Origin of the sequence: Aeromonas sp. FDAARGOS 1405 (assembly GCF_019048265.1) — a bacterium.
GTDB classification, from domain to species: domain Bacteria; phylum Pseudomonadota; class Gammaproteobacteria; order Enterobacterales; family Aeromonadaceae; genus Aeromonas; species Aeromonas veronii_A.
This window is the reverse complement of sequence record NZ_CP077313.1, coordinates 1-23,837: the sequence shown is the minus strand read 5'-3', so window position 1 is coordinate 23,837 and position 23,837 is coordinate 1. Positions and strand designations below refer to the sequence as shown.

The 23,837-nt window shown below is 48.7% G+C and carries 21 protein-coding genes and 3 pseudogenes; 15 read left to right on the top strand and 9 right to left on the bottom strand.

The features are described from left to right. Nucleotides 1-296 precede the first annotated feature (296 nt). Together I6L35_RS21230 and I6L35_RS21350 are read right to left on the bottom strand one after the other, a co-directional pair. Complete coding sequence (locus tag I6L35_RS21230) at nucleotides 297-461, bottom strand: hypothetical protein (protein ID WP_254204626.1); 165 nt, start codon at nucleotides 459-461, stop codon at nucleotides 297-299. Between the two features lie 724 nt (nucleotides 462-1,185). Then, nucleotides 1,186-1,395: an Hha/YmoA family nucleoid-associated regulatory protein gene (locus I6L35_RS21350; protein WP_367949404.1), complete on the bottom strand. Its 210-nt coding sequence runs from the start codon at nucleotides 1,393-1,395 to the stop codon at nucleotides 1,186-1,188. A gap of 107 nt (nucleotides 1,396-1,502) precedes the next feature. Between I6L35_RS21350 and I6L35_RS21225 the strand changes: the two genes are divergently transcribed. From I6L35_RS21225 to I6L35_RS21030, 13 genes and pseudogenes are all read left to right on the top strand, one after another. Continuing rightward, complete coding sequence (locus I6L35_RS21225; RefSeq protein ID WP_254204624.1) at nucleotides 1,503-2,087, top strand: hypothetical protein; 585 nt, start codon at nucleotides 1,503-1,505, stop codon at nucleotides 2,085-2,087. Between the two features lie 114 nt (nucleotides 2,088-2,201). Continuing rightward, nucleotides 2,202-2,809: pseudogene (locus I6L35_RS21345) on the top strand (TraU family protein). Beyond that, complete coding sequence (locus I6L35_RS21210) at nucleotides 2,710-3,048, top strand: TraU family protein (protein WP_254204620.1); 339 nt, start codon at nucleotides 2,710-2,712, stop codon at nucleotides 3,046-3,048. The pseudogene I6L35_RS21345 and the gene I6L35_RS21210 overlap by 100 nt, the downstream one beginning before the upstream one ends. Then, complete coding sequence (locus tag I6L35_RS21075) at nucleotides 3,045-3,803, top strand: type-F conjugative transfer system pilin assembly protein TrbC (protein ID WP_254204619.1); 759 nt, start codon at nucleotides 3,045-3,047, stop codon at nucleotides 3,801-3,803. The genes I6L35_RS21210 and I6L35_RS21075 overlap by 4 nt, the downstream gene beginning before the upstream one ends. Then, a pseudogene (locus I6L35_RS21340) lies at nucleotides 3,788-4,195 on the top strand (S26 family signal peptidase); the annotation flags it as partial. The gene I6L35_RS21075 and the pseudogene I6L35_RS21340, both read left to right, overlap by 16 nt. A 70-nt stretch (nucleotides 4,196-4,265) precedes the next feature. Further along, complete coding sequence (locus I6L35_RS21065) at nucleotides 4,266-4,640, top strand: PEGA domain-containing protein (RefSeq protein ID WP_254204618.1); 375 nt, start codon at nucleotides 4,266-4,268, stop codon at nucleotides 4,638-4,640. Between the two features lie 202 nt (nucleotides 4,641-4,842). Then, nucleotides 4,843-5,445, top strand: a pseudogene (gene traF, locus I6L35_RS21060) (conjugal transfer protein TraF); the annotation flags it as partial. Nucleotides 5,446-5,500: 55 nt separating this feature from the next. Next, the gene (locus I6L35_RS21055; RefSeq protein ID WP_216980361.1) at nucleotides 5,501-6,028 is read left to right on the top strand and encodes a conjugal transfer protein TraH; all 528 of its coding nucleotides are present in this window, start codon (nucleotides 5,501-5,503) and stop codon (nucleotides 6,026-6,028) included. A 40-nt stretch (nucleotides 6,029-6,068) separates the two neighbouring features. After that, a complete protein-coding gene (locus I6L35_RS21050; protein ID WP_302056549.1) occupies nucleotides 6,069-6,497 on the top strand; it encodes a conjugal transfer protein TraH in 429 nt (142 codons plus the stop codon). After that, entirely contained in the window at nucleotides 6,463-6,924 is a 462-nt protein-coding gene (locus I6L35_RS21045) for a hypothetical protein (protein ID WP_216980415.1), read from the top strand. The genes I6L35_RS21050 and I6L35_RS21045 overlap by 35 nt, the downstream gene beginning before the upstream one ends. Continuing rightward, on the top strand, nucleotides 6,909-11,006 hold the full coding sequence (locus I6L35_RS21040) for a hypothetical protein (RefSeq protein ID WP_216980414.1): 4,098 nt from the start codon (nucleotides 6,909-6,911) through the stop codon (nucleotides 11,004-11,006). Before I6L35_RS21045 ends, I6L35_RS21040 begins: the two co-directional genes overlap by 16 nt. Beyond that, nucleotides 11,003-11,341 (top strand): hypothetical protein, encoded by a 339-nt coding sequence (locus I6L35_RS21035; RefSeq protein ID WP_216980413.1) that lies wholly within the window; start codon nucleotides 11,003-11,005, stop codon nucleotides 11,339-11,341. The genes I6L35_RS21040 and I6L35_RS21035 overlap by 4 nt, the downstream gene beginning before the upstream one ends. 574 nt (nucleotides 11,342-11,915) lie before the next feature. Then, complete coding sequence (locus I6L35_RS21030; protein ID WP_216980412.1) at nucleotides 11,916-12,338, top strand: hypothetical protein; 423 nt, start codon at nucleotides 11,916-11,918, stop codon at nucleotides 12,336-12,338. 347 nt (nucleotides 12,339-12,685) lie between these two features. On the opposite strand, the gene I6L35_RS21025 is transcribed toward I6L35_RS21030, so the two are convergent. Together I6L35_RS21025 and I6L35_RS21020 are read right to left on the bottom strand one after the other, a co-directional pair. Beyond that, nucleotides 12,686-13,114, bottom strand: coding sequence for an H-NS family nucleoid-associated regulatory protein (locus I6L35_RS21025; RefSeq protein ID WP_216980355.1), 429 nt, complete (start codon nucleotides 13,112-13,114; stop codon nucleotides 12,686-12,688). Nucleotides 13,115-13,145: 31 nt separating this feature from the next. Further along, nucleotides 13,146-13,532 (bottom strand): hypothetical protein, encoded by a 387-nt coding sequence (locus I6L35_RS21020; protein WP_216980354.1) that lies wholly within the window; start codon nucleotides 13,530-13,532, stop codon nucleotides 13,146-13,148. Between the two features lie 53 nt (nucleotides 13,533-13,585). On the opposite strand from I6L35_RS21020, the gene I6L35_RS21015 reads away from it, so the two are divergent. Then, nucleotides 13,586-14,185, top strand: a complete 600-nt coding sequence (locus tag I6L35_RS21015; protein ID WP_216980353.1) for a lytic transglycosylase domain-containing protein — start codon at nucleotides 13,586-13,588, stop codon at nucleotides 14,183-14,185. 6 nt (nucleotides 14,186-14,191) lie between these two features. Next, entirely contained in the window at nucleotides 14,192-14,476 is a 285-nt protein-coding gene (locus I6L35_RS21010) for a hypothetical protein (RefSeq protein WP_216980352.1), read from the top strand. Nucleotides 14,477-16,117: 1,641 nt separating this feature from the next. On the opposite strand, the gene I6L35_RS21005 is transcribed toward I6L35_RS21010, so the two are convergent. The 5 genes from I6L35_RS21005 to I6L35_RS20985 all read right to left on the bottom strand — a co-directional run bounded on the left by I6L35_RS21005 (nucleotide 16,118) and on the right by I6L35_RS20985 (nucleotide 23,157). Next, nucleotides 16,118-19,441, bottom strand: a complete 3,324-nt coding sequence (locus I6L35_RS21005) for an AAA family ATPase (RefSeq protein WP_254204636.1) — start codon at nucleotides 19,439-19,441, stop codon at nucleotides 16,118-16,120. Next, on the bottom strand, nucleotides 19,419-20,900 hold the full coding sequence (gene mobF / locus I6L35_RS21000) for a MobF family relaxase (RefSeq protein ID WP_216980410.1): 1,482 nt from the start codon (nucleotides 20,898-20,900) through the stop codon (nucleotides 19,419-19,421). Before mobF ends, I6L35_RS21005 begins: the two co-directional genes overlap by 23 nt. 3 nt (nucleotides 20,901-20,903) lie before the next feature. Then, nucleotides 20,904-21,839 carry a type IV secretion system DNA-binding domain-containing protein gene (locus I6L35_RS20995; protein ID WP_216980409.1) on the bottom strand — a complete coding sequence of 312 codons (936 nt, stop codon included), beginning with the start codon at nucleotides 21,837-21,839 and terminating at the stop codon, nucleotides 20,904-20,906. Then, nucleotides 21,778-22,275, bottom strand: a complete 498-nt coding sequence (locus I6L35_RS20990; RefSeq protein WP_254204635.1) for a type IV secretion system DNA-binding domain-containing protein — start codon at nucleotides 22,273-22,275, stop codon at nucleotides 21,778-21,780. Before I6L35_RS20990 ends, I6L35_RS20995 begins: the two co-directional genes overlap by 62 nt. Before the next feature lie 576 nt (nucleotides 22,276-22,851). Beyond that, complete coding sequence (locus I6L35_RS20985) at nucleotides 22,852-23,157, bottom strand: hypothetical protein (protein ID WP_216980348.1); 306 nt, start codon at nucleotides 23,155-23,157, stop codon at nucleotides 22,852-22,854. Nucleotides 23,158-23,837: the final 680 nt, after the last annotated feature.

The following is a 23,837-nucleotide window of genomic DNA, read 5'->3' as shown; positions in this document are numbered from 1 at the left end:
GTGCTGGCCATGCTGCCGGATCTGCAACGGCGGTTTTTGGTGGCGACCTTGTGGAACAGTGGGGCCCGTATCAACGAGGCGTTGGCGCTGACCCCAGCAGACTTCGAGCTTGATGGGGGGAGACCTTTGTGGTGCTGCGCACCCTCAAGCAGCGCCGGCGCGGCAAGGGCCGGCCTCGAGCGGGGGACGGTCAAACGCTTGGTGCCGCTGCTGGATCCGGCTTATGCCCAGCTGGCCCGCGAGTACCTGAGCACGTTTAAGCTGGCCAAGTCGGCCCCGATCTGGACAGTGACGGATCAGACGGTGCGCAACTGGTTGAAAGAAGCGGAGGGAGCACTGAGGGGGAGGGGGATCACATTGGTGGTGGCGCTGAGCCCCATGTGTTTCGGCACAGCTACGCCATGCACCACCTGCTCGCCGGCAACACCCATATCAAGCGCCTGCAGGCGTACCTGGGCCACGGTCGATCCGCTCAACGGAAGTCTATACCCAGGTGCTGGCGCTCGATGCGGCGGCCAGCGAGATAGGGTTGAGTTTTTCGGTGGCGAAACGGGGGAATCCGCTGCTGCTGGGAGGCTGATGGTTGCATAAGGAGGGTTGCATCCGGTAGGCTGCAGGCTGCCGCTTGGTGAGCCCGATCATTTACTGTTTATCTAGTCACAGGGTTTTAACAGCAAGCACCAAGCGGCATTTGTTTACTGATTTTTTTATCTGGCTGAGAGAGAATAAAGGCTGTTGCTGATACAGCAGCACCGTGCTCTTTGCCGCTATTATTAGCGGCTTTTTTATGCGCGGCTTTGAGTTTGTATTGCCCTGATCAACTCTAACGCTTCGCTCGACTGAGGCGTATTAATGCCTTCCAATGCCCGAACCGCTATGGATAGGCAGTCAATGCTTCGATAGTAATGAGCACCTACAACCTCACCGCCAAGAAGCTTCGTCCCAATGACGTTATCATCCGAAGGTAACTTCTGGTTTCGGCCATAACGAACAGTAATTGTCAGTGTTTCGTCATCCTTTATCAGGATGTGCTCTTCGTTACCTTTGAACACTAGCCATCATCATTATCGATCACGGTTATCACTCCCGTTTCAGGGTCATATCCAGATATGATGCCCTCCCCGCCATTGACTTCATCAGTGAAATATTCGACTAATGCTCCAACCCTCATAATGGCTCCTTAAACTACAGCTGCCCACGCCCATCTAGGCACACACCAGGATCGAAATACCGTTTATTTGCAATCTCAGCCCGCCTATGGTCTGCGGCTGAGATTATGAATCGTAGCTCTTCGTCCGTTTTGGCTTCACGCTGAAGCCGATCAGAAACCCTTTCCAAACTGTCTATTTTGTCAAACTTCCTGAAGAATCTAACCGCTTCATCAAAACCATTCATAGCACACTCCCAAACAGAATAACACGACACGCAACCATTCAAAAACACCCCTTTTGTTTCAAGGTAATGACTATATAATAAACGCAAATAATGACGCGGAATGAAACATGAAAAAACATCCAAAAACCATGCTTTGCGCATGTCTTTTATCATGCAGCATGCATGTTGGCGCAGCTGTTATCGGCCAGACTTATGATGTTAAAGAGCCTGATGCACTGACAGAAATCGAGCAAAAAGCGGCCTCCGTTGACTGGAATAAAGCCCTTAACAAACCTGTTGACCAATGGACAGCTCTTCAAGGCATCAAGTTACCATTCGCTACAGAAGACCGTAGTAGAAGTGTTATCCCATTTTACACAACTGAGTTTGACATCAAGGATAAAAGCGGCAGGGTGACCTACCCCAAAGGTTTTACATTCAATCCGCTTGAGTTTGTAACCCTTCCTCAAAGGATTGTGATCATAGACCCTTTGCAAGAGCAATGGCTGCAGGATCATGCCAGGGTAACAGATCAGATAATTTTCACTCATGGCAACGTATTCAAGGCCAAGGAGAGATTAAGTGTCCCTATTTTCATTTTGGATGACAAGACACGCAGCCGCTTGGATATAAAAGTCGTCCCAACCATTGTCGAACAAAAGGGAAAAATGCTGGTATTACATGAGTTTGAATTTAAGGAACAAAAAAAATGAAACGAATGATCTTCTTGCTCTCTCTTCTTATGTTTAGTGGAAACCGCTGCGGCTGAATGTAAGAGCCGATTCCTTAACCCCATCACAGATATCTCATGGAAATGTATATTTCCAATGCGAATAGCTGGAGTCCAAATAGTCGGTGGGGAGGAAGACCCATCTAGCCATCAAAGCGCAGTATGCGTATGTAAAGGCGGGAAAATCCCCATGATTGGACTAAAAACCAGTTTTTGGGAACCCAAGCGGATCATTGATACCGTCTCAGATCCATATTGCATGATGCCATTGGGAATCGAAATGTCTCAGCCAGGAAGCAAAGGCACCTTGGGAGGTAATCTCTCACAACATACAACAGGTCAAGGTGGAAGTGCCTTCTTCCAGGCTCATTATTATATTTTCCCGCCTGGAAGATCCTCAATATGTTCTATGACATCCCATGTCTTTCAGATGAGGGATATGACGTAGCGATGATGACTGAAATCCTCCCCACATGGAATAACGAGATTTTGTCAATGATCGTGAACCCTGAAAGTATTTTGTTTGCCAACCCTGTCGCAGCCCTTACTTGTTCTGCTGATGCTGCAATCTCTCATCAATGCCTAGTAACACCCTATTTTGGTGTATGGGCTCCTGGGGCTCTACATACCCTTTGGCAGGTTCTATTACTTCGACCGACTACGTTGAGGCTGCGGCAGGAGTGGCAGCACGGACGATTTTTTTGATGGGACGAACCGGCTTGCTATGGAATACGTCTGAAGACGGTTGTTATAAGGAGCTCGCACCTATCTGGCGTAAAAATCGTTATAAGTTGCAAATGGTTAGACCGACCAGAGATCACGGCTGCCTCCCGATTGGCCGTGAAGGTTTGCTGTGGACAGGTGGCAAGCACAGCCCACAGAAAGACAACTTTTCATGGATGATGTTTGAGAAAAATGATTGCTGTGTAAGGGCTATGAAATGATGAAAGCACCAACACTATTGCTTATGGGCATGTCCATATTTGCGCATGCGCAAACTGCACTACCTAGCTTCGAGCAGGCGGAGCTATCCAAAGCACAACTGCAGCATGTTCAACAGGCAGTGTCAGCAGCTCGCTCCACAGCTAAAGATACGCTGAAGTCGGATGCGTGGAAGAACATAGAAAAAGAACTGTCATCTGAACAATGGGCGAAAAAGCAAGAATCCTATAGAACCCAGTTTGAATCCATGTTTCAGAGCCCCCCTGGCCCAGGCAAAGACAAACCAGCAACAGAGGATGGCCCCAAACTGGTGGGTAATCAGCTAGTGCTGTTTGTCTCAAGTTCAATGCCACTCCCGACACTAAGGGCGTATGCAAGAGACCTTGCCAAAGTTGGTGGAGTAATGGCGATCAGGGGAGGGGTTGGAGGCTTAAAAGAGATCCAGCCAACATTGAGCTTAATTCAGTCAATCCTTTCGGTAAAAGCTGGGTGCCAAGGAGTTTGCAAAATGTGGGGGACGGAAATAGTTATCGACCCCATGCTTTTCCGACTGTACGGGGTTAACAAAGTTCCCGCTTTGATTTATCAACCTGATATGAAGATAGCAGCATACTGCGATGGCCTAGAACAGGTTCAAAAGGCAAGTGGCATTGTTTATGGTGATGCATCATTAATGGCAATGCTCGATGAGCTATACAAAGAAAAACCTGATGAAACGGTGAAGAAATTACGCGACGCCTTATGGAAAAAACAATGAAGAACTCAAAAGCCATGCTGATGCTAGTTACCATATCAGCAGCAGCATTAATGACAGTTATAAATGATCACCTTGTCATGCCAATTTCAGATAGCGTTAGACCAACGTTTCTCTTAAAGGTTAGTTACATAAAGCCTAAAAAGGGTGACTACGTAACGTTTGAGCTTAGAAATGAAAAGCTAAAAGGGGGGGCTGCATATCTCACAAAACGTATCGGATGCGTTGAGGGCGATAGGCTTGAAAATAGGAGCGGCGCTTTCTTTTGCAATAATAACCTTATGGCAACAGCGCTTGACAAGGATGGTTATGGCCGTCCGTTGTCTCAGTTTAAGTTTGACGGTATCATCCCTAAAAACAGGGTTTTCATGGTAGGTGATGACCCGAGAAGTTATGATAGTAGGTTGGGGGCTAACCACTTTAGATGGAGCCATCTACACTTCCTTTATTTTGAATGGTGTCAATATGAATCGTATCGCGTTGGTTTTGATGGCTGTGCTTTCTGGCGGGTGTGCAACTGTAGTAGATGGCACAACGCAGAAGGTGCTTTTTACCTCATCGCCCGTTGGGGCGAGTGTTTACAAAGTGAATGGTGATCTTCTTGGGGTCACCCCCTTTACAGCAGAGTTGGCTCGTGGGGGTGACAAACAATTCGTGGCCCGCAAGGAAGGCTATGCCCCGCAAGTGGTCAAGGTGCCATATGGAAAAAACCGGACAACACACGGCAACGCCGCCTCTCCAATAACATTTTTCATCGGTGATGCCGTTGATAACGTTTCGGGAGCTCAGCTAGAACTGGCAAGTCAAGTCAGTTTCACAATGGAACAGAAGGGGGAGTGATAAAATGCGGGGCTCAATCATGTTGACGCTGGCATTGATACCAGCAATGGCTGTTACGGCAGCAGAGCAAAAACACGGTCTGTTTTGGTATGAAACCCCGCCTAAGCAGGAAAAAAACTCAAGAGGATGAATATCCTAAGCCAGTGGTTCCTGATGCCGAAACCCTCTTTAAAATGCATCCACAACAGATCAAAAACTTCTTAATCAAACTCTTGAGTACGCTGTCTATGCTCTCACGCCAGAGGCAACCCTTGACTATTACAAAGTACAAGATGCGATGAGGCGAAAATCTGCTGCATTCACGAACTTAGCTGGCTATGTGATGCTGCAGAACCCCAACATGAATGGGGCTATGGACTATCCAGTAACGAAACCAGGAAACGCAGTCAGGGCCAAGCAGTTTGATCAAGCAATCACGAAGAAGATCCGTGAAGGTCGTGACGATTATGCACTGCTCTATTTCACACAACCGAACTGCGCATATTGCCTGCAGCAATCCCAGATCCTGGATAACTTCAAACGTGAAACAGGATGGATAATTAAAGAGGTTGATATTTTGCGTCAACCGGAAGCTGCGGCAAAGTTCAATGTGGATAGAACACCGGTAACAGTGCTGATAAAGAAAGGGGCTGGCGCAAACGAATGGATGCCAGTTTCTGTTGGGATCGATTCACTTTCAAACATGAAGGGAAATCTATACCGTCTGATTCGCCAGCTCAATGGGGAGGCCGCACCGCAGCAATTCTATATGGATGAATCGCAAACGAATGGCTTCTTTGACCCGTTGGCCGATAAAAAAATCTAGGAGCAACAATGAAATTTAAACTCACCAAGTTTGCTCTAATGATGGGATTAAGCCTTTGCGCAAGCGAGGCTTTTTCTTCGTCTTCCTGGCAGATAAATGGTTTGATAACGCAGTGTATGACCGGCCTTCCAGTTTTCAATCTCAAAAGAGAGGTTATTACTCAGCCGGAGGGTTTGGAGCTCGAGTAAATACAACGACTGAATACCCCGTAACTATCACACCACCGAAGCTATCAGTTGGTTGTGGTGGTATTGATGGTTTCATGGGTGGCTTTTCATTCATGGATGCAGATTATCTCGTTCAAAAAATGCAAAGAACACTGCAGGCAGCGCCGTATGTTGCATTAGACATGGCCGTAAAGACCATGTGCAAGGAATGCGCGGATACGATGGCCAAGGCAGAACAAATAGCGAACTTTCTCAATGGCATTCAGCTTAACGAGTGTGCATTGGCCAAGCCCATCGCAACGGCTGCTGTAGAGCAAAACCCAGAGGCTTTGAAGGGGTTGTGGACTGAGGCTACGGGAACCAAGTCACTCAACGAAGCATCAGATCGCCTATGGAACGAAACCACAACAAAATAACTGCAAATGACAATGCCCCACTCAAGATCTGAAAACATTAATGGAAGGGTGCCCGAGTGAATTTAGGGCACTGATGGCAAATGGCTCTCTGATATCCAAAGTCGCAGCAAAGGTTGGCATGAGTGACTATGAAGACACCTTGCGAGGCTATTTGGGTGATGTGATGGTTTACTCAGCACCTACCGATAAAATCCCCCAGGCTAAACGTCTCGCTCGCTGCGCTCAAAACGATGATCTCTCACTGGATGATATGATGTATGGCCGGACGTATACCAAGAATGCTGCGGGCGTTTGTACCCAATCAAGCGGGCAAGCAATATTCACTCGAGTTACGTTAAAGCTAACATCCATCAGAAATAAAATTAAGGCCAAACAAGTCTTAACCACTGATGAAGAAAAACTTCATAAATGCAACTGGCATGCCGGTATATCAGATGATCAAAGCCTCGATCATGCGCGGCACAGATGAAGAAATGCTTTCTGAATTAGGAGACTTAACTGGGATTGGATACAGCTACATGATTATGCGTGATCTGTATAGAAACACGGATGCAGCTTTCCAAATGGCCAACGCTCAGCTTGATGCAACGAACAGTGATCCGACAAAAGGTGGAAAGCAGTGCCGAGCGGATGTGATGTTGCCCGCAATAACCAAGTTCCGAGATCTGAGTGATATGGCAAGAGAAAACAGAGACAAATTATCTGTTCAATATCAAGCCAAAGTTTCTGAATACCAACTCTATCGTTCATTCACCAATGGAGCGAAAGAGGACGAGGCAGACTTTAGAAGACAGCGAGCTGCGGAGATATGTAATGGAATTTTTGATGGGCCTGGGCTAATCGCAGCCCAGGCTTTGTTTTCGCTGCCGGCATGTCAGATATGGATTATGTCGTAGCAGGAGGGTTCTCTACCTATGTCAATGCATTTACGCGACTGAAATATATATTTTCAGACAATCAGTTTGCGGGAATGGTAGTTAGCATTGTCCTGGTCAGCATACCTATTGGCATGATGGCCATGGTCGGTCGTGCAACAGTACAGGGTTTTAGCACAGGCAAGCCCTCGCTGAACTTCGGTTGGCTTGGAATGTGGCTTCTCGGGAGTGTGGTTTTTCGTGGGGTGATGCTACCGACAAGCACGATTCATATTTATGACCAAGACCGTAACCTGTATCAGCCGGTATCTGGAGTGCCTAGCGTAATGGTTATGGCTGCGGGGTTTACGAACAAATTCACGCAACTTTTTCATGATGTGATCATCAGAAACAGCGCATCAACAACAAGATCATTTGGGGAAGGGGCCCCAATAAAAATGCTCAGCGCCCTGGTCACCGGAGAGGGCGCGCCATTTGATCCATACCTCAAGCGCAATATCACCGAGTTTTGGCATTCATGCGCAGATGTGGCCAGTCAAACTAATTCAACAACATTTGACCGAGCCAAAGTGCTGACTGGCAGTAACCGTCTGCTGGCTGATTTGGCACCACTGGCTAATCCTGCGGTTTATACCGAATGGTATTCCAAGTCCTCTCCTTACAATTCAACCGTGTCCTGTACTGATGCCTATACCAAGATCAAAACGGCAATGAGCGTTACTGGTGCGGCAGGCACAGGGCCATTTGGTGAACGTATCAAAAGTGTATGTGAGAAGACCGGATTCAGCAGCACCAATGCAGGCCAACTAGCCGACTGTGCAACTCGCATGGAGCAGGCCGTGCAAGATATTTTTGGGGACAGTGGCCTTACTCTGACCATTGCGACTCAAAATATCATGCTGGCCCAGGCCATAAATGACAGCCTCTTACAAGAGAATCCAAATGCGGCGATCAAGCAGCTAGTTAATCGGTCAATGGTTAATGCCGGTATAGCTGATGCGACAGGGAGCCCTGAATGGATTAGCGAGATCAAGGCCGGAGTCGTAGCTGTGGTATTAGCCATGATGCCTATTCTAGCTATGCTGGCAGCCACACCACTCCTGAGCAAAGTCGCCCCGCTGATTCTGGGGTTGTGGATTTTCATTGCAGCCTGGGACATTGCCGACCTTATGTTGTTGCAAGCGGCAAATGACCAAATTTATACCGTGCTCGATGAACTGCGCCGCAGCAATATGGGCCTGGATATGCTGACGCTCGCACCTACTGCAAGTATGAAAGCGCTTAGTGTACTGGCAGCCTCGCGTGAACACGCGATGAGTATTGCGGTATTCATTGCCGGACTTTTTGGGGTTAGTGCCTATTCCATGCAATCTCTCGGCAGCCGCGTAACTGCGAATCTGGATAAGGCGAACGACAAAGCAGCCGATCAGGCGCTGACGACTGAAGGGCGCGGGGCTTTGTTGTCGGGGATGACACAGGGCGTAGCGGCGGAAACTGCGCACGGCGCGGTGCAAAACATCAGCTCGATGGCCAACCCTCAAGCACTCGGTCAGATCACCGAAGCGTCAAGAACGGCGGCAGTGACCAGTGCCTATGGTGGTGTAGCTCCTGCAGGCAAACAGATTGGGCAAATGACTGGTGCTACAGAGGTTGGCCAACACATGGGGACAGGCACATCAGCGGCGGCTCTTGCCACTTCAACTACAAGTGCTGAGCGTCAAGTTGGTGAAGCCAGTGGCGTTACCCAGGCTGCATCTGCAAATGGGCAAACAGTCTCAAAAATGGCGCAATCAAACTCTGCAGTGGCGACCAGCGCCGAGGTTGGCAGAAACGAAGCATTGCTTGAAAGTGGTCAAAACCTTGCTGGTATCAGCGGCCAATCCAGAGAAATCACAAGCGATCAGACTGTTACTTCGTTGGGGAGCTCTCGAGGTCGTACTGCTGCTGCAGCTGACTTAGGTATTGATAAACAAGAGCTGGCAAAAAGAACCACTCATTCATCAGCCGCCTATCAAGGGGCCGATGCTCAACGTCAGCAAGAATCCGCTGCAAACTCTGGTGGTTGGGACAATCTTGTAAACATAGATAGTGCCGCTCAAGAGGCATCTAGAGATAAGTTCAAGGATAACCCCAATGGCGCTCAAGCATATCAACGGCAACTGTTGGATGAAGGCGTTGCCAAAAGTGAAGGCCGCCAGGACGTTTATTCACAAACAGGCGGCCTAGACTCTGTTAACCATGCTCAAGGCGTTGCTGATGCTGCACATGGGGCTGGTGTTGCTGAAACGCTTGCTACCACACCTCAAGCGACTCAAGGGCTAATTGCAGATAGCGCGAACAAAACGGCTCAACAGGTTGGTTCTGGGAATACTCTGGGTACACAGGCGGTTACGCAAGGTACTAGATCTGGCCAGATCCGCGCCAATGAAGAGATGGCTGCCAATCATGTGTACGACATGTTCAAAGCAGCTGGTTTGTCTGATCGCGCAATTGCCCAGTCGAAAGCGAACAACCACGTTCCGCTATCAGTTAACCCTGAACAGGCAAGGGCCCTTAATAAGAGCGGTCTTATTTCTGATAAACAGTTGGATGCAATTCAGCAGAATGGTTCTGGCTCGGTGCTGTTCGATTTAGCACAAGATCAGAAAGGGCACATATTGGCGAATACTCATGTATCCGCAGGCAACAGTACCGCGATTGATAACAGCTGGAAGTCGGACGCCAGCACAACACAGGATAATAGCCGTACAGTAAGAAATGACGATATTGAAAGCTCAACGGTCGAACGTAACACGGCAGCATTTACAGGTAATCCTGATTCAGATCGCCGTTACCTCTCAGACAAAAACAGCCTGCTGGCGCTCATCGAGAGTAAGGGATTGCAAGAGGCTGGGGCAGATTATGCCCAAGCCAGCAGCAGTGTGCTAGCGGGGGTAATGCGTGAAGAGGTCATTCGGAGCAACACGGCAAACGCTGGGGTTTCGGGATGGTTCGGCAGTGGCGGTAAAACTGGTGGAGCTAGTGTAGATGCGGGAATGAAAGCTGAAACTGCCGATCAAAGTATCGTCAACACTCAGCGAGTTAAAATGCAGGCTGCATTTGACAATATCGTTGAGGAAGGGCGAGGAAAACACAAACTGGAAGGGAATGACCTTAATGTGTTTGTTGCCAGCAAAGCAGCTAATGTGTTCGAGCGGGCTTACGATAACAGCGCCGGCTACGCTGATAAGCATCAGGGAACCAACTCTCCCCTTGAGCCATTGGCAGCAGTTCCGCAACCAGAAAAGAAAGAAGATATCGCCCCAGGTATGTCATCGCATTATGGGCCAGGAGCTACGTTCGATCAGATGAAAAAACCGAACCTTGATCCGGCATATAAAGCAGCAACAGATTCAGCTCTTCATGATGTCAAAACAATGCGCAACTCTGTGCAAGCCACCGATGATCAACAATCACAGTTAAAACCATCAGTTGTTGCAGAGCTCCCTGAGTCGCTGGCCAATCCTGGTGAGCAGTCGCAGCAGCTCGAACAGCGTGGCAACCTGCCCGAGGCACTGGCCAGCACAGATCGTCCTGGTGAGCAGCCGCAGGAGATCGAACAGCGTGGCAACCTGCAGCCCGAAGCACTGGCCAGCACAGGTCGTCCTGGTGAGCAGTCGCAGCAGCTCGAACAGCGTGGCAACCTGCAGCCCGAGGCACTGGCCAGCACAGATCGTCCTGGTGAGCAGCCGCAGGAGATCGAACAGCGTGGCAACCTGCAGCCCGAAGCACTGGCCAGCACAGGTCGTCCTGGTGAGCAGTCGCAGCAGCTCGAACAGCGTGGCAACCTGCAGCCCGAGGCACTGGCCAGCACAGGTCGTCCTGGTGAGCAGTCGCAGCAGCTCGAACAGCGTGGCAACCTGCAGCCCGAGGCACTGGCCAGCACAGATCGTCCTGGTGAGCAGCCGCAGGAGATCGAACAGCGTGGCAACCTGCAGCCCGAAGCACTGGCCAGCACAGGTCGTCCTGGTGAGCAGTCGCAGCAACCCGATACGCTGGCTAACAAAAAAATGAAGACGCTGATAATTCTGCGACAAATTCCAACGCAAAAGTTGATCATGTGAGCTCATTGATCGGCTCTGGAAAGTTTAATGAGGACACTCGGCCAGCTCTTGAGGAAAATCTTGCGCATGCGCAAAACTCACTAGAGCAAGTAGCGCAAGAACGAGGGTTAGACAATCATTGGGTTAATGCCAACCTTCGTCGCTATACAGAGGCCGTGCAAACCGCGCCTAGAGGTAATGAAAATCAAGCCGCCATAGATGAGCTCAGCAGCGCGGGGGTAACCACCAACAACGGCAGCATGCCTCCTATCCCCCAAGGTAAAAACAATCCGCAAGGAGGGGTTATGCCTCCTGTTGAGTATCAGAAGTATAAAGATGGAGTAGATGGTTTTTGATTTAAACCGGTGTATTTATATACACCGGTTGCTATACTTAAATCAGTTTAAGAGCTGTATGACGGAGTGATAAACCCATGACATACTCTGTGGTCATAGATGAAAAAGTGGCATTTATTGTTGAGGCTGAACGAGGAAGATACCTCTCGTCAACTGATGCAATAATGGCCGTAATGTCTGCAGCAAAGGACATTGACATAACTTCAATAAACATCAATGGAACGATTTATAGCACTATGGATCGTTTCACAGGCGGCCTGTTAAATGTCAGTCAAGTTGTCGAGAGCATTACAGGGAAAAGGTTTGTAGACGAGAGCATTTTCCATCGCCTAAAACGCTCATTCCTTTCTACCTTATCGACATATTTTGCTAGCTTAAGGTTTGATTGCGACAACACTCAATCAGATTCTAACCATAGGTTTTCTGCGCCACACAGGAAGGAAGACCCTGGCTTTGCAAGCCCTCTGAATTATCGGGTTTTCAGGTCTCGTAGGTAGAGATTTAAATGAACGACACAGTGACTACAATCCCGCACGATTACAGGATAAAGAAGTTAATCCAAAGGGCGAACCCGATGGAAAACTTAGAGCTACATGACGGGGCTTATCGCTGGGTTTTTGATGGAACGCCACACCAAGAAAAAGAGCTTTCACAAATACTCAAAGGTAACAACTCAACACCTCGAGAAAGGGCGTTAGCAGACAAAGGAATCCTTGTTTTACAGCAAATTGAACGTTATCTAGGCTGGTTGAATGAGGATGCATTTGATCACTTTATGATGACAGATCAGTTGCTACACCTGCAGATCCCTGACTGGTTGCTATGGCATGAGTTTGAACGGCTGAGCAGCAATTGTGGGCTGACTGAAGTGGACTTGTTCACAAAGAGGCTCATTAACCGCCTGTTTGAAAGCATACAGGCGTTTCCTACTTGCAGTGAAGGGTGGTTGCTTCACACAGGAAACGACAGAGAGATTTGTTGTAACGTTTGGTCTTAAGCCAGAGAGAATAGGAAGAGGGGAAAACATTGTTAGCTATGACCTATTTCGCCGTAACGCTGGCAACTCAAAGCGGGCTCAATGAGGGGAAAGTTCAGTTCATACAGGATGCAGGGCGAAGAGACCCTAGCATTTCAGGGCTGTTAATGCAGGCTGATCTCGCGTTTCAGCTTAGATGTGGGCGAGCCTTGACTCTACCTGAACTTAGCAGTGTCCATGGCTCCCCCCAATTTGAACGATTGACAAGAGAGAAGACTATTGGGATAACCAAACTACAAACAGTTTTAAAGGCCGAGTTCTCGACCTTTCCTTGCAATAAAAAAGGCGCATCATAATGCGCCTTTTTTTTATTCTTTTACGATGAACTGATCCAAGCCGGCCCTGCCGTGAATCTCGTATAGATCTCTCAAAGCCTTTGGCACTTGGCCCCTGCGAGACCAGAAAACAATTTTGCCATTATCAGGGCGTTTAAAGGCTGTCTGCTTGATCTTGCTAGTGGTTGCGCTGGGCTTATTGCCTGATAACGCTTCAAACACCTCTTCAGGTGTTACTCCAAGCTGCATGAGCTCTCGGGTGGCATCATCAATAGCCTTTTTCTTTTTTTCTTCCTGCTCCATCCTGGCCAATTCTTCTTCTTCTTTAGCATCAATGATCACTTGAGTGTCAGCAACCAGTTGACGGAGTGAATCGAGATTGCAATGACGCAGAAAGGCTCGGCGGCGCTGATGATTCGCCAAGTATTCAGATATTGCTTCGTTAGATAGTACGGTTTCCATTTAAAAAACCTCGGCATTAATTGGTTGGTTATTATAATTTCTCAAACCTGTCTCCTAACTTAACGAAAAATTCGAGACAGGCTGCTTCGTATGAACCATCATCATCTGTGAAAGACCACAGACCATTGAGGTCAATATGAACCTCTTTAGGTTGTTCGATGGATCCTCTCTCTTTAGCAAAAAGCAAGTTAAAGCCTAATGCAGGTATGATATCTAGGACTTTTTTTTTGATGATATCGTAGTGACTACTGGCTCTGTAAACAGTATTCCTATGAGGCAAGCCATGCAGTTCAGCTGCTTTTATACCTGACAACCCATTAAGCCTATAATCAATGAGTGCCTGTATCGTTGCCGGATCACTGTAACTTGTCAAAGGCATCAACGTCTCAATAAGATACCGCTCACCAGTTGAACTCATCTTGTATTATACTCCGAACATTGTAAGCAAAACCGGCTTGATAAGGGGGGCAAGTGCAAAAAAAACACTTTAAAATCGCTTTAACAATCATGGCTATAGCCCTATCTAACCCAGCACACCCCTATTCTTTAAACGACTATCACAAGCATAACGCAGGACAGGTAAGCAACATCAAAAGGATTGATTCAACCTATCCAATAAAGAATGAACATACTGTATCAGAGTTTGGCTTCATGCGTTGCTTTCAAGACATGAGCCATCGCTACAATGTGAAAAAAAACCTTCTCATTGCCCATGCGATTAAAGAAAGCCACCTGAATCCAGATGCAGTTAATCGACAAAAAGAGGGTGAAGCTGTAGGTCTGATGCAAATCCATTCTCAATGGTTCCCTCGCTTGCAAAAAGACTATCATATAACAAGAGATATGTTACTGAGAGATCCATGCCTGAACATCAGCGTTGGCGCGTGGATTATAGCGAACAATTTTTCAGCCAAGGGCGTGTCCTGGGACGCCGTTGGCGCCTACTACGGGGGATACTCAGACAGCAAAGCAGATGATCGTTATTGGTACTATGGGGGGAAAGGCGGTATTCGAGAGATATACCGAAGGCTAGAACAGGGTGAGGATCCAATCCTGATTGCTAAGGAGTAATGATTTATGGTTGCTCATTTCTTGGGCGTAATGACATTTCTGGCGTTTGGAGCCTTGTGTCTGATGCTAATTTTGAATAGGCCCAGGGTTGAAAGCGCAGATGAAAAGCCTATTCCACATAAGCTGACCGAGCGCGAGCAGGAGAAGGTCATTCATGTTGACCAAGCCATATCGGCAATACCAGCCTCACTCGTTGTCGATGATGTTGGGCAGCGAGGCCGTATCGAGCCAGAGTTTTCATCTGTGAGCGGTAGTGATGATGTCGATCGCGTTGATTCCTGGCCTAGCTAGGAAGCGAGAAAACCGGCATAGCCGGTTTTTTTTGGTGCCAACATTTACCATAATAAAGTCAGTTGCGCAGTCGCACACGCACCGCAGATAAACACGCGCGCGGCACACATCAAAGGGGCTGAATCGTTAGCCTAACCACAAGACACAAAATATTATTTGTGAGCAAATCACTTTAATTCATATAGGTCACATGGGGCCCTACTCCAAGTAAATGGCGGTGCCGGCCAGCTGCCGGTGATCGGTCGGGGAGTACCAGGGCAGGGCCCCTGCAGCTGTTCCTGGTCACCGGCGCAGCCGGTGGCCATCGATCCGGTGGGCGGGCCAGCTGCCGGTGATCGGTCGGGGAGTACCAGGGCGGGGCCCCTGCAGTCGTTCCTGGTCACAGGCGAACCGGTGGCCATCGAGGCGGTGGGCGGGCCAGCAGCGGGGAAACGGTCGGTGATCGGCGGGGAGTACCAGGGCGGGGCCCCTGCAGTCGTTCCAGGTCGCCGGCGCAGCCGGTGGCCATCGATCCGGTGGGCGGGCCAGCTGCCGGTGATCGGTCGGGGAGTACCAGGGCGGGGCCCCTGCAGCCGTTCCTGGTCGCCGGCGCAGCCGGTGGCCATCGAGCAGGTGGTGCCGGCCAGCAGCTGGTGATCGGTAGGTGAGTACCAGGGCAGGGCCCCTGCAGTCGTTCCTGGTCACCGGCGCAGCCGGTGGCCATCGAGCAGGTGGTGCCGGCCAGCAGCTGGTGATCGGTCAGGGGAATACCAGGGCAGGGCCCCTGCAGCTGTTCCTGGTCACCGGCGAACCGGTGGCCATCGAGGCGGTGGGCGGGCCAGCAGTGGGGAAACGGTCGGTGATCGGCGGGGAGTACCAGGGCGGGGCCCCTGCAGCCGTTCCTGGTCACCGGCGCAACCGGTGGCCATCGAGCAGGTGGTGCTGGCCAGCAGCTGTTCCTGGTCACCGGCGCAACCGGTGGCCATCGATCCGGTGGTGCCGGCCAGCAGCTGGTGATCGGTAGGTGAGTACCAGGGCGGGGCCCCTGCAGTCGTTCCTGGTCGCCGGCGCAGCCTGTGGCCATCAATCCGGTGGTGCCGGCCAGCAGCTGGTGATCGGTAGGTGAGTACCAGGGCGGGGCCCCTGCAGTCGTTCCTGGTCGCCGGCGCAGCCGGTGGCCATCGATCCGGTGGTGCCGGCCAGCAGCTGGTGATCGGTCAGGTGAATACCAGGGCAGGGCCCCTGCAGCTGTTCCTGGTCGCCGGCGCAACCGGTGGCCATCGAGGCGGTGGGCGGGCCAGCAGCGGGGGAACGGTCGGTGATCGGCGGGGAGTACCAGGGCGGGGCCCCTGCAGTCGTTCCTGGTCGCCGGCGCAGCCGGTGGCCATCGATCCGGTGGTGCCGGCCAGCAGCTGGTGATCGGCGGGGAGTACCAGGGCGGGCCCCTGCAGTCGTTCCAGGTCGCCGGCGCAGCCGGTGGCCATCGATCCGGTGGTGCCGGCCAGCAGCTGGTGAACGGTCGGGGAGTACCAGGGCAGGGCCCCTGCAGTCGTTCCTGGTCGCCGGCGCAACCGGTGGCCATCGATCCGGTGGGCGGGCCAGCTGCCGGTGATCGGTCGGGGAGTACCAGGGCAGGGCCCCTGCAGCGCAACCGAACTGGCTTTATAGGCTCCTTTCTCTTTGTAGACCAATGTTGTAGGTCTTTTTAATGTTCTCGATTTTTTCGATTACCTTTTCTCTTAATTTCATGCCATACCTTGAAGATCCCCCCATCATCATCCCTAAGTCTCGAGAAAAATCAGCAGCCCGATCTTTTGAGGTGACAACAACTTGCCGATTGGCTAAAGCAGATTGTTGGAAACCTGGATTTTCGCTCAATGCTGAGATTGCTCTTTTCTTATCATCAGTAATAATCCTCACAGAGCCTTTTACATTGCTAAGAACACCATGAATCTGTTCATGTGTGAGCGAATGTGTTTTGTTCGACTCTAACAAAACAAGTGCGTGCTCTTTAGCTTCCCCGCTTTTCAGTGAAAAAGAATTGCTCACATAATTATGTGATAAGTGCGGAAATTCATGGGGGTTTACACCAATAACCCTCCCGTTTGACAACAAGATGGTCAGGCTATTTGATTCATCATCATATCCAATAACCTTTCCTTCTGATTTACTCCTTACTCCCCGAAGATTTTCTTTTGTTTTCAGGTTTGATTCGCTCACCTTAATTAAATCCCGAGGTAGTGACTTAGTAAAGACCAGCTTGTCACCCTTTGCAAAATCAACTTTCGTTTGTTGAGTTACTGTTGCTCCCTTCAAATCTCGGCCAGAGATTTTAAATCGCTGGCCTTTATCATCTAGCAACACAACAAAGTTATGCTCTTTATCAACGGACTCAACCCGCATTGGAGCGTTATTCGGAAGCCTTACAATAAGCCCCTCTTTGTAACCTCTAGCATCAGAACGTTCAACTTCTGTCATAAATACCGATTTTTCAGATGAAATGGTTACCAGGCTTTCACTTATTGTTCCCTCCTTTCTCAATCCATCTCTTATTTTATCAGTAACCAAATTGATAGAGCGCGAGTCTGGTATTATTACCGCAACTTGATCCCTTTCATCTTTAGGCATGCCGAGGTAACTTTGTGCGATTACCTCATGACGAATAGAACTATCTATCCCTGGCTCTTTGTGGTTTACCTCATGCATAAGATTATCAATGCTATCTAGGGCGTCTTTAATTCTTCCACTCCTGAATGCAAGCGTAGCCTTGCTTACATTTTCATCCTGAGATAAAGCTTTTGTCTGTGATTCAATAACGGGAAGATTCTGGCTTCTCAGTAATTCAAGAGTGTTACCCCATGACAGTGAGTTTTCCAGCTCATTACCCAAGAAAATGACTCTAGCTCCAGTGTATCTAGCAAACCTAGATACATCTAAAATTGTTTTTGCATCCAATAATGCGCTGTCCTCTACTAGCCAAACGTCCTTTGAGTTGTTCGTTTTCTGACCATTTGAAGAGCGAGATTCAAGTTGAGAGATCCAGTTTTTTATATTCCCACCTCTCAATTGAGCCTTTGCAATCTCATCGCATGTTTTACCGGTTAAGCCAAAGGCTCTAACTTTGTAACCCGCCTCTTGCAACATTGAAGCGCCAACGGTTCTAAATGCCTCGGCGGTTCCATCCCTCGCGTAGGTAGCTACGAAACTGGTTTCATTCCGAGAGGTTAGCGCTTTCTCTAGTGTTTCACGTTGGTTGGGCTGTATGGCAAGCATTCCTCGATCAGTCGCAACAGCGTTATGCGACGCAACGAACTGATCAAACTTACTGGCGCCCATAATTTTAGAGCGGCGGCCAACACCATCTGCAATATGCTTGACCAAGGCGGCCTCGTTCCGCATTGTGCTGGCCAATGCAAAAGTGTGATTTCCATTATCACCAGGAGAAACTAATGATAATGTCTTTAGTGCTCTGGCCTTTTCAATTCCATGATCAATATCTAATGGAGTGTAACGACCCAAGCTCCATTTCAACGTTTCCTTCTTTATATCATCGTGTGTGAAAACACCTTTTTTTTCAGCGAGGTTTGCTAAGGCAACATTTAAGTCATCCTCAACAAGTCGCGTAACGTCAGGTTCTTTACTTTTTGTATGAGAAGCATATTTTCTCATGCTTTCAGCAGATACATGCCTAGTTGCAATTGTCTTCCCTTCACTATTATCCCTCATGACCTTTATCAACTTTTTGGTGTCATCTACAAAGATGTGCGCCTTCTCAGTTGCGCGGCTAATGTTTACAAGAAGAGCCCTAAAGGTTGAAAGGTATTTGTTTGTTGAACTAAGCAGAGAGTATGATTCTTTCTTTGTTAACCCTTGAGATACTTGGGACGTGACAGCATATGAATAGTCAAGGTCATGGTATTCACTTTGATCCAGCGTTACAGTTGAGCCATCCTTTTCTTTTTTGAAATGCAACTTACCAGCGGTTTTATCAAAACCAACAAGCTTAAGCTGGTCACCATTCATTAACCCCATATCTTTTCTAGTCTTCTTCCAGGTCACCACCTCATTCTCAGAAAGCTGCACACTATCTAAGCGATAGGCATCAAACATCATCTTCGCTTTATCGCCAGTTACACCAAATAGATCCAGTATGCGAACCTCGCCGGTTTTAAAATTTTCGAGGTGGAGTTGATTTTTAACAACATCCGATTTCCCCAGATTCAACATGTATCGTTCACCAGCAAAAATCCCTTGCTCGGGGATGTTTTGATGAAACTCGATGGCCTCTACCTTGTAAGTTTGAAAGAATCGAACATCTTTCATTTCTTCATAGTTAAGCCCAGCTCTAGAGAATACTTTAGTCTTGATATCCTCTTGGCCGATCAAGCCTTCTTTCTTGAGTATTTCATGTGCGGCGATATTAAACTCACGCCGTTGTGAGTTTGTAGGGATGATGAAAATAGATTCATCACGATGAGCTGGTGTTTTTTCCTCAAAGGCAGAAATCATTGCAGATAAGGGGGACTTAGATTCATGAATGTTGTCCTGCAACATTTCAAAAGTCTTGGTTATATCACCTGCATAATAGGCTTTTATGGCAGCCAATAACTGTGGGCTATTGCGCTGCCGAGTAATGTCATCCATCAGAGCGGTTTTCATTCCGTGGGCTTGTAACAGGTAGAAAATCTTACCCCACTCAATAGACTCATGTTGTTCTGTATCACCAGTGAAAACGATCCTAGCTCCTGAGCGGCGAGCCTCTGTGATCAGGTCGGCAAAGTGACCCGCATTCGCTAGGGATGCTTCATCAATCAACCAAATTTCTTTACCAGCGTATCTTGGCCCATAGGCTTCCCTGTTCTGCTGGGTTCTGAAAATGAAGCTATCAAGTGTGTGTGATTCTATGCCAGTCTCATTGAATAAGGTTTCTGTGGCTGATCCACTTTGAGCTAGGCCAACGAGCTTAAAGTCTTGCGCATGCGCAATATATTAACCACATTAACCATTGTCGTTTTACCTGTACCAGCCAGACCTTGGACACCACAATGGCATCCTTGGTCGTCACGATTAGCTCGGCAGCTTTGACTTGGCCACTGGTTAACTTTGCAGGCACCCCCAGCTTTTTGGATAACTCAGCTTCAAAATTAGAGATATGGTGCTGGACATCATCTTTAGTTGCGACCGGTGCATAAACCCCTTTCAGGTTCAGCATGCTCGATACGATATAGGATTCTTTTCTTATTGCTTCAGGTGTTGTCAGTCCGTGGGGCCTGACCAGGAGTTCTTTATGCTCGATAATGGCCTCTAGTGCCGTGTCGATATCACTTTTACTGAACGAGTTAGAGCCCAATCCAAAACCAAGTTTCAAGGCTCCTTTCAGCACATCATCTTGATCAAAGACGGCCTCGTTAGCGGCTAGTGCCCTCGCGGCCAGACGAGTAGCCCGAAGAGCTTCAGGATGAACCCCAGGTATTTGTTCATCAGCATTCTCGACGCCGCTATTCGGATCATCCATATGCAATGATGGGCTGTGATTTTTTTGCTCTTCTTGGACTCGTTGAGTTGCCCTATCAGTGGCTTCCTCAACAATTTTCCCAACATCAACACCCAGAGAGGCGGCGGTAGAATCCCAGATCTCCCAAAGTTGTTCTGGGGTCATCTTACCTTTGGATGCGCGGCTCATCACTGCTGCAGCTTCCAGCCCTTTCTGGGATGTGATATCTCGCTCAGCCGCACTCTTTTCAACTTCTCGCCGGCGTTTTGAAGTTTCAAACTTGAGTTCGTCACTGATCTCCTTGATATCCCAGAAACCTTTTTGTCTATCTGTTACTTCAACCGTATAGCCCAGTTTATGAGCAAGCACAGCCAATTCGGATCGATAGATCAGACCAGCCATCATCTTAAACTGGTACATTTCTTTACTTTCAAGGCTATACCATGCGGCATCAATCAGCGTTGCATTTGGAATTACATTGTGAGTATGAAGCTGTGGATCGTTTGCCCTGGATACTGTGTGAGTGAACGATGCATACATGAAGTTACCAGTATTGACTCGCTCGCCATCCTTCCTAGCGAGGACTCTTTTTTCTAACTCCGACATTGCAACTTTTACGGCGGCGTGGTGAGCATCTATCAGGCGTTCATCCCCCCCCATTAGGGCAGCAATCGAGATCCCTTTTGGAGCTGAAAAAGTAAAATCGTGACCAGGGGCGTGAACAATTTTCCCTTGGCCATCAGGTTTGCCAAGATGAGTAACCGAATCGATTTTCCCCTCAAGAAGTTCAGTGAATCTATCAAGATCAACTGTCAATCCGCTTAACCCAAGTGCCTCTGCCCCTTGCCCTCCCCACTCAGACGCTAGAGCAACGCCATCCTTAGTGTAATAGCCTGCCTCGCCGTAATATCCGGCCTCACCTGCATTGCTTAGTCTTTTAATACTCAACATGATTTAGATGCTCCCCATATCAAAATTGGTAGAGAGTTCTTTAGGAAGTGGTTGGTTTTGATCAGCAATATCCTTTGCTGTTGTATCAGGTTCCTGAAGTTCTCTATTGGCTTTAGATTGGGCAACCATATGGTTAATGAGGCCGTCAACATCGCCTCCACGAGAATCATAGAGAACTGCTGTATCGACAGGTTTATAGTCATCTAAGTCGCATGTCATATCGAATGCATCAGCCACATCTGGCAGTACAACAGGCGGAATTTTCAGTCGAACAAGAGGAAGGCCACGCCCCAATCGTAAGTAGCTTTCGAGGTCTGGTAATTGCTGAATTTCCCCTGACATTACCACCTCTTGTTCTTTTCTTACTTTGTTGACATTTACCGCATCACGAATCGAGTTTGCACCATATGAAGCATTCTCTGTGGTTTGTTGACTCTCCTGTTTCCCTAGCTGTTTAGCCGCCCAAGATGCCCCTTCAGATCCATTTGTCCTGAATGCCATGACTGTACCTATAGAGTCGGTGAAAGCCTCAAACTTTTCCTTTCCATAGAGGTCAACACCCTGGCTGTTAGACTGTATTCCAAACACAGGGAACCCGCCGAATTTGCGGCCAGTCGATACAAATTCAACGAGTGATGGGACAGGGTTTAACGTGCCGAGCTCATCAACAAATGCCGCAACTCTTCGATATGGCTTACCTGCAGCCTCATTGGTTTCGGCTGACAGAATTGCACTCAAAGCCATTTCCACAAAGACAGTGATCAAAGGAGATAGCGTTGCCTTGAGGTCATCCCTAACTGTCACAAAAACCCATCTATCGCTATCTTCATGTGCCCATTCCTTGAAGCTGAACCTCTCACCACTTCCGTGAAGATATTTAAAAGAACGAAGGTTTGTTGAGATGATCGCGCGTATTGAACCAGCCAGTTTTTTCAACATTCATGTTCAGGACTGATGCTGCATCCGTCCCTGCTACGATGTTTGCCATGTACTCATCTGGAAGGTGGAGGATGATATGCATCAGGTCATGCATTGATGGTTCAGTGCAGGATTTTGCAACCTTATCCATTAAGGATGAAAGCACCAATTGAGGTGCGATCGTCCAGAATGGATCGCCTGATTTTTTATCCTCTCTGATAGATGCCTGGGCGATTCTGTTGTACGCAATCTCATGCTTTCCCTCAGACCACACATCCCAGCTAGCGGAGCGTTTATCGAAAGGGTTAAGAATGATGTCCTTGCCTGGCCGATAGAACTTCCTGACAAACTCACCGGATATGTCATAGATAAATGCTTTGCATTCCGCCGCTCTTAGCTGAAGCATTAAATCTCGATATGTTGTTGACTTCCCTACCCCAGGTGAGCCTGTCAGCAAGATGCCAGAGCACTCCTGAAATGGAGGGAGTGGAACACCGGATATGCTGAATAAAGAGCGTTGACCGCTCTTCTTTTCAATCTTTGCAACTATTCTTTTTATGTCCGAAACGCTCCTAAGCTGAGCCCTCTTACATGCTCATCTTCTGCAATCCTCTCCCCCTTTCTCCTCATCCACTTAGCAAGGATGATGGCTGCAATAATCGTTGGGAGCATCGAAATGAAAGCTGATATATAGACCTTGAAGCTCAGCTTGTCGGCATAAGATTGCATTAGAGTGTTTGAGTAAATCTGCTTCCAACTAACTCTTCTTACACTTCCATCAAGCAAGTCCAACCGTAAGCTATTGTCAGCATTACCCAAGTGATTCACCTCTACGGAAGATACTAGCCAATACCATCCATAGTGCTTTTCAGCAGGAGTCAGAAGGTTGAACGAAAGCAATGCAAATACAACCACCCAGAACCCAACCAGCATGAAAAATACTGTCTAACAACTTGGAAAAGCATCACCACGAAGTTGTTAAAAATCTGACCCCCTCGGGTGATCGAGGTTAGCGAATGTCTCTCTTTTGCGCTCATAGGTTAATCCCCAACTTAGCCAGAATCTCAGCTGCATCATTTCTTGACTGGAATAGAATGCTGTCCCCATTTTCGGGGCTAATCTCCTTCACCAATCGGCGTAGTGTCGTAAGCACTATGGTATTTGTCTTTACCATTGCATCAGCAATTTCGCTCCGAGAGTCGCTGGCCAAGTGGCCTGCGATTGCCATCTGCCGGCCATATTCATGGATTGATATACCCCTTCTCTTTGCTTCGTGTTTGAACTGCTGAAGAAGGGCTTCGTCAGTTAGCTTGAAACTGACTTGGTTCTGTCTCGTCATATGCACTCCATGTTTAGCTAGTTTTTTCGGATTCTATCAGAGGGGGTGTAGAAATCCATTCAAAGCCTTTTGGGATATGGCTTTAGCTTGGTTTGTGAAACCTCGATTTTTAGTATCGCGTTTTCCACTCAATGGCACGTATATCAAGGGTTGCAGCCATGCAGCGAAAGCTGCGTTGGGTGTGACGCTTTTTTTCTTGTGGCGGGGATATTCTGCATGTTTTCGCGCTTTTTCTTAGCCTCTAATGTTCGCGGATTACTAGCGGGATTAACCTATTACAGATGAAAGCCCTTGCGGCGAGTGAGCAACCATAAGAATGCGATACTAGATAGACAACAGATGTGCGAGCGCAGCGCCATCCCACAGCGGCAGGTCGCTTGGAGGTGGAATCTCGGGCCCCGACCGTAGGGCGGGTGGGATTTCACCGAGAGGCGAGCATCGAGGCCCCTGGCCTGCGCGGCATCACTGGCAAGAGATCTGGGGCTGCTGCTGGCGAGGTTCGCCGCCAGCACCGGCAGCCCGAAGGCGAGCCATGGTGCGCGGTGGGCCGAGCTCCGTGGCCACCGGTTACCAGGAACAGCTGGTGATCGAGATCTGGGTTGCTGCTGGCGAGGCTCGCCGCCAGCACCGGCAGCCCGAAGGCGAGCCATGGTGCGCGGTGGGCCGAGCTCGCGCGGCCA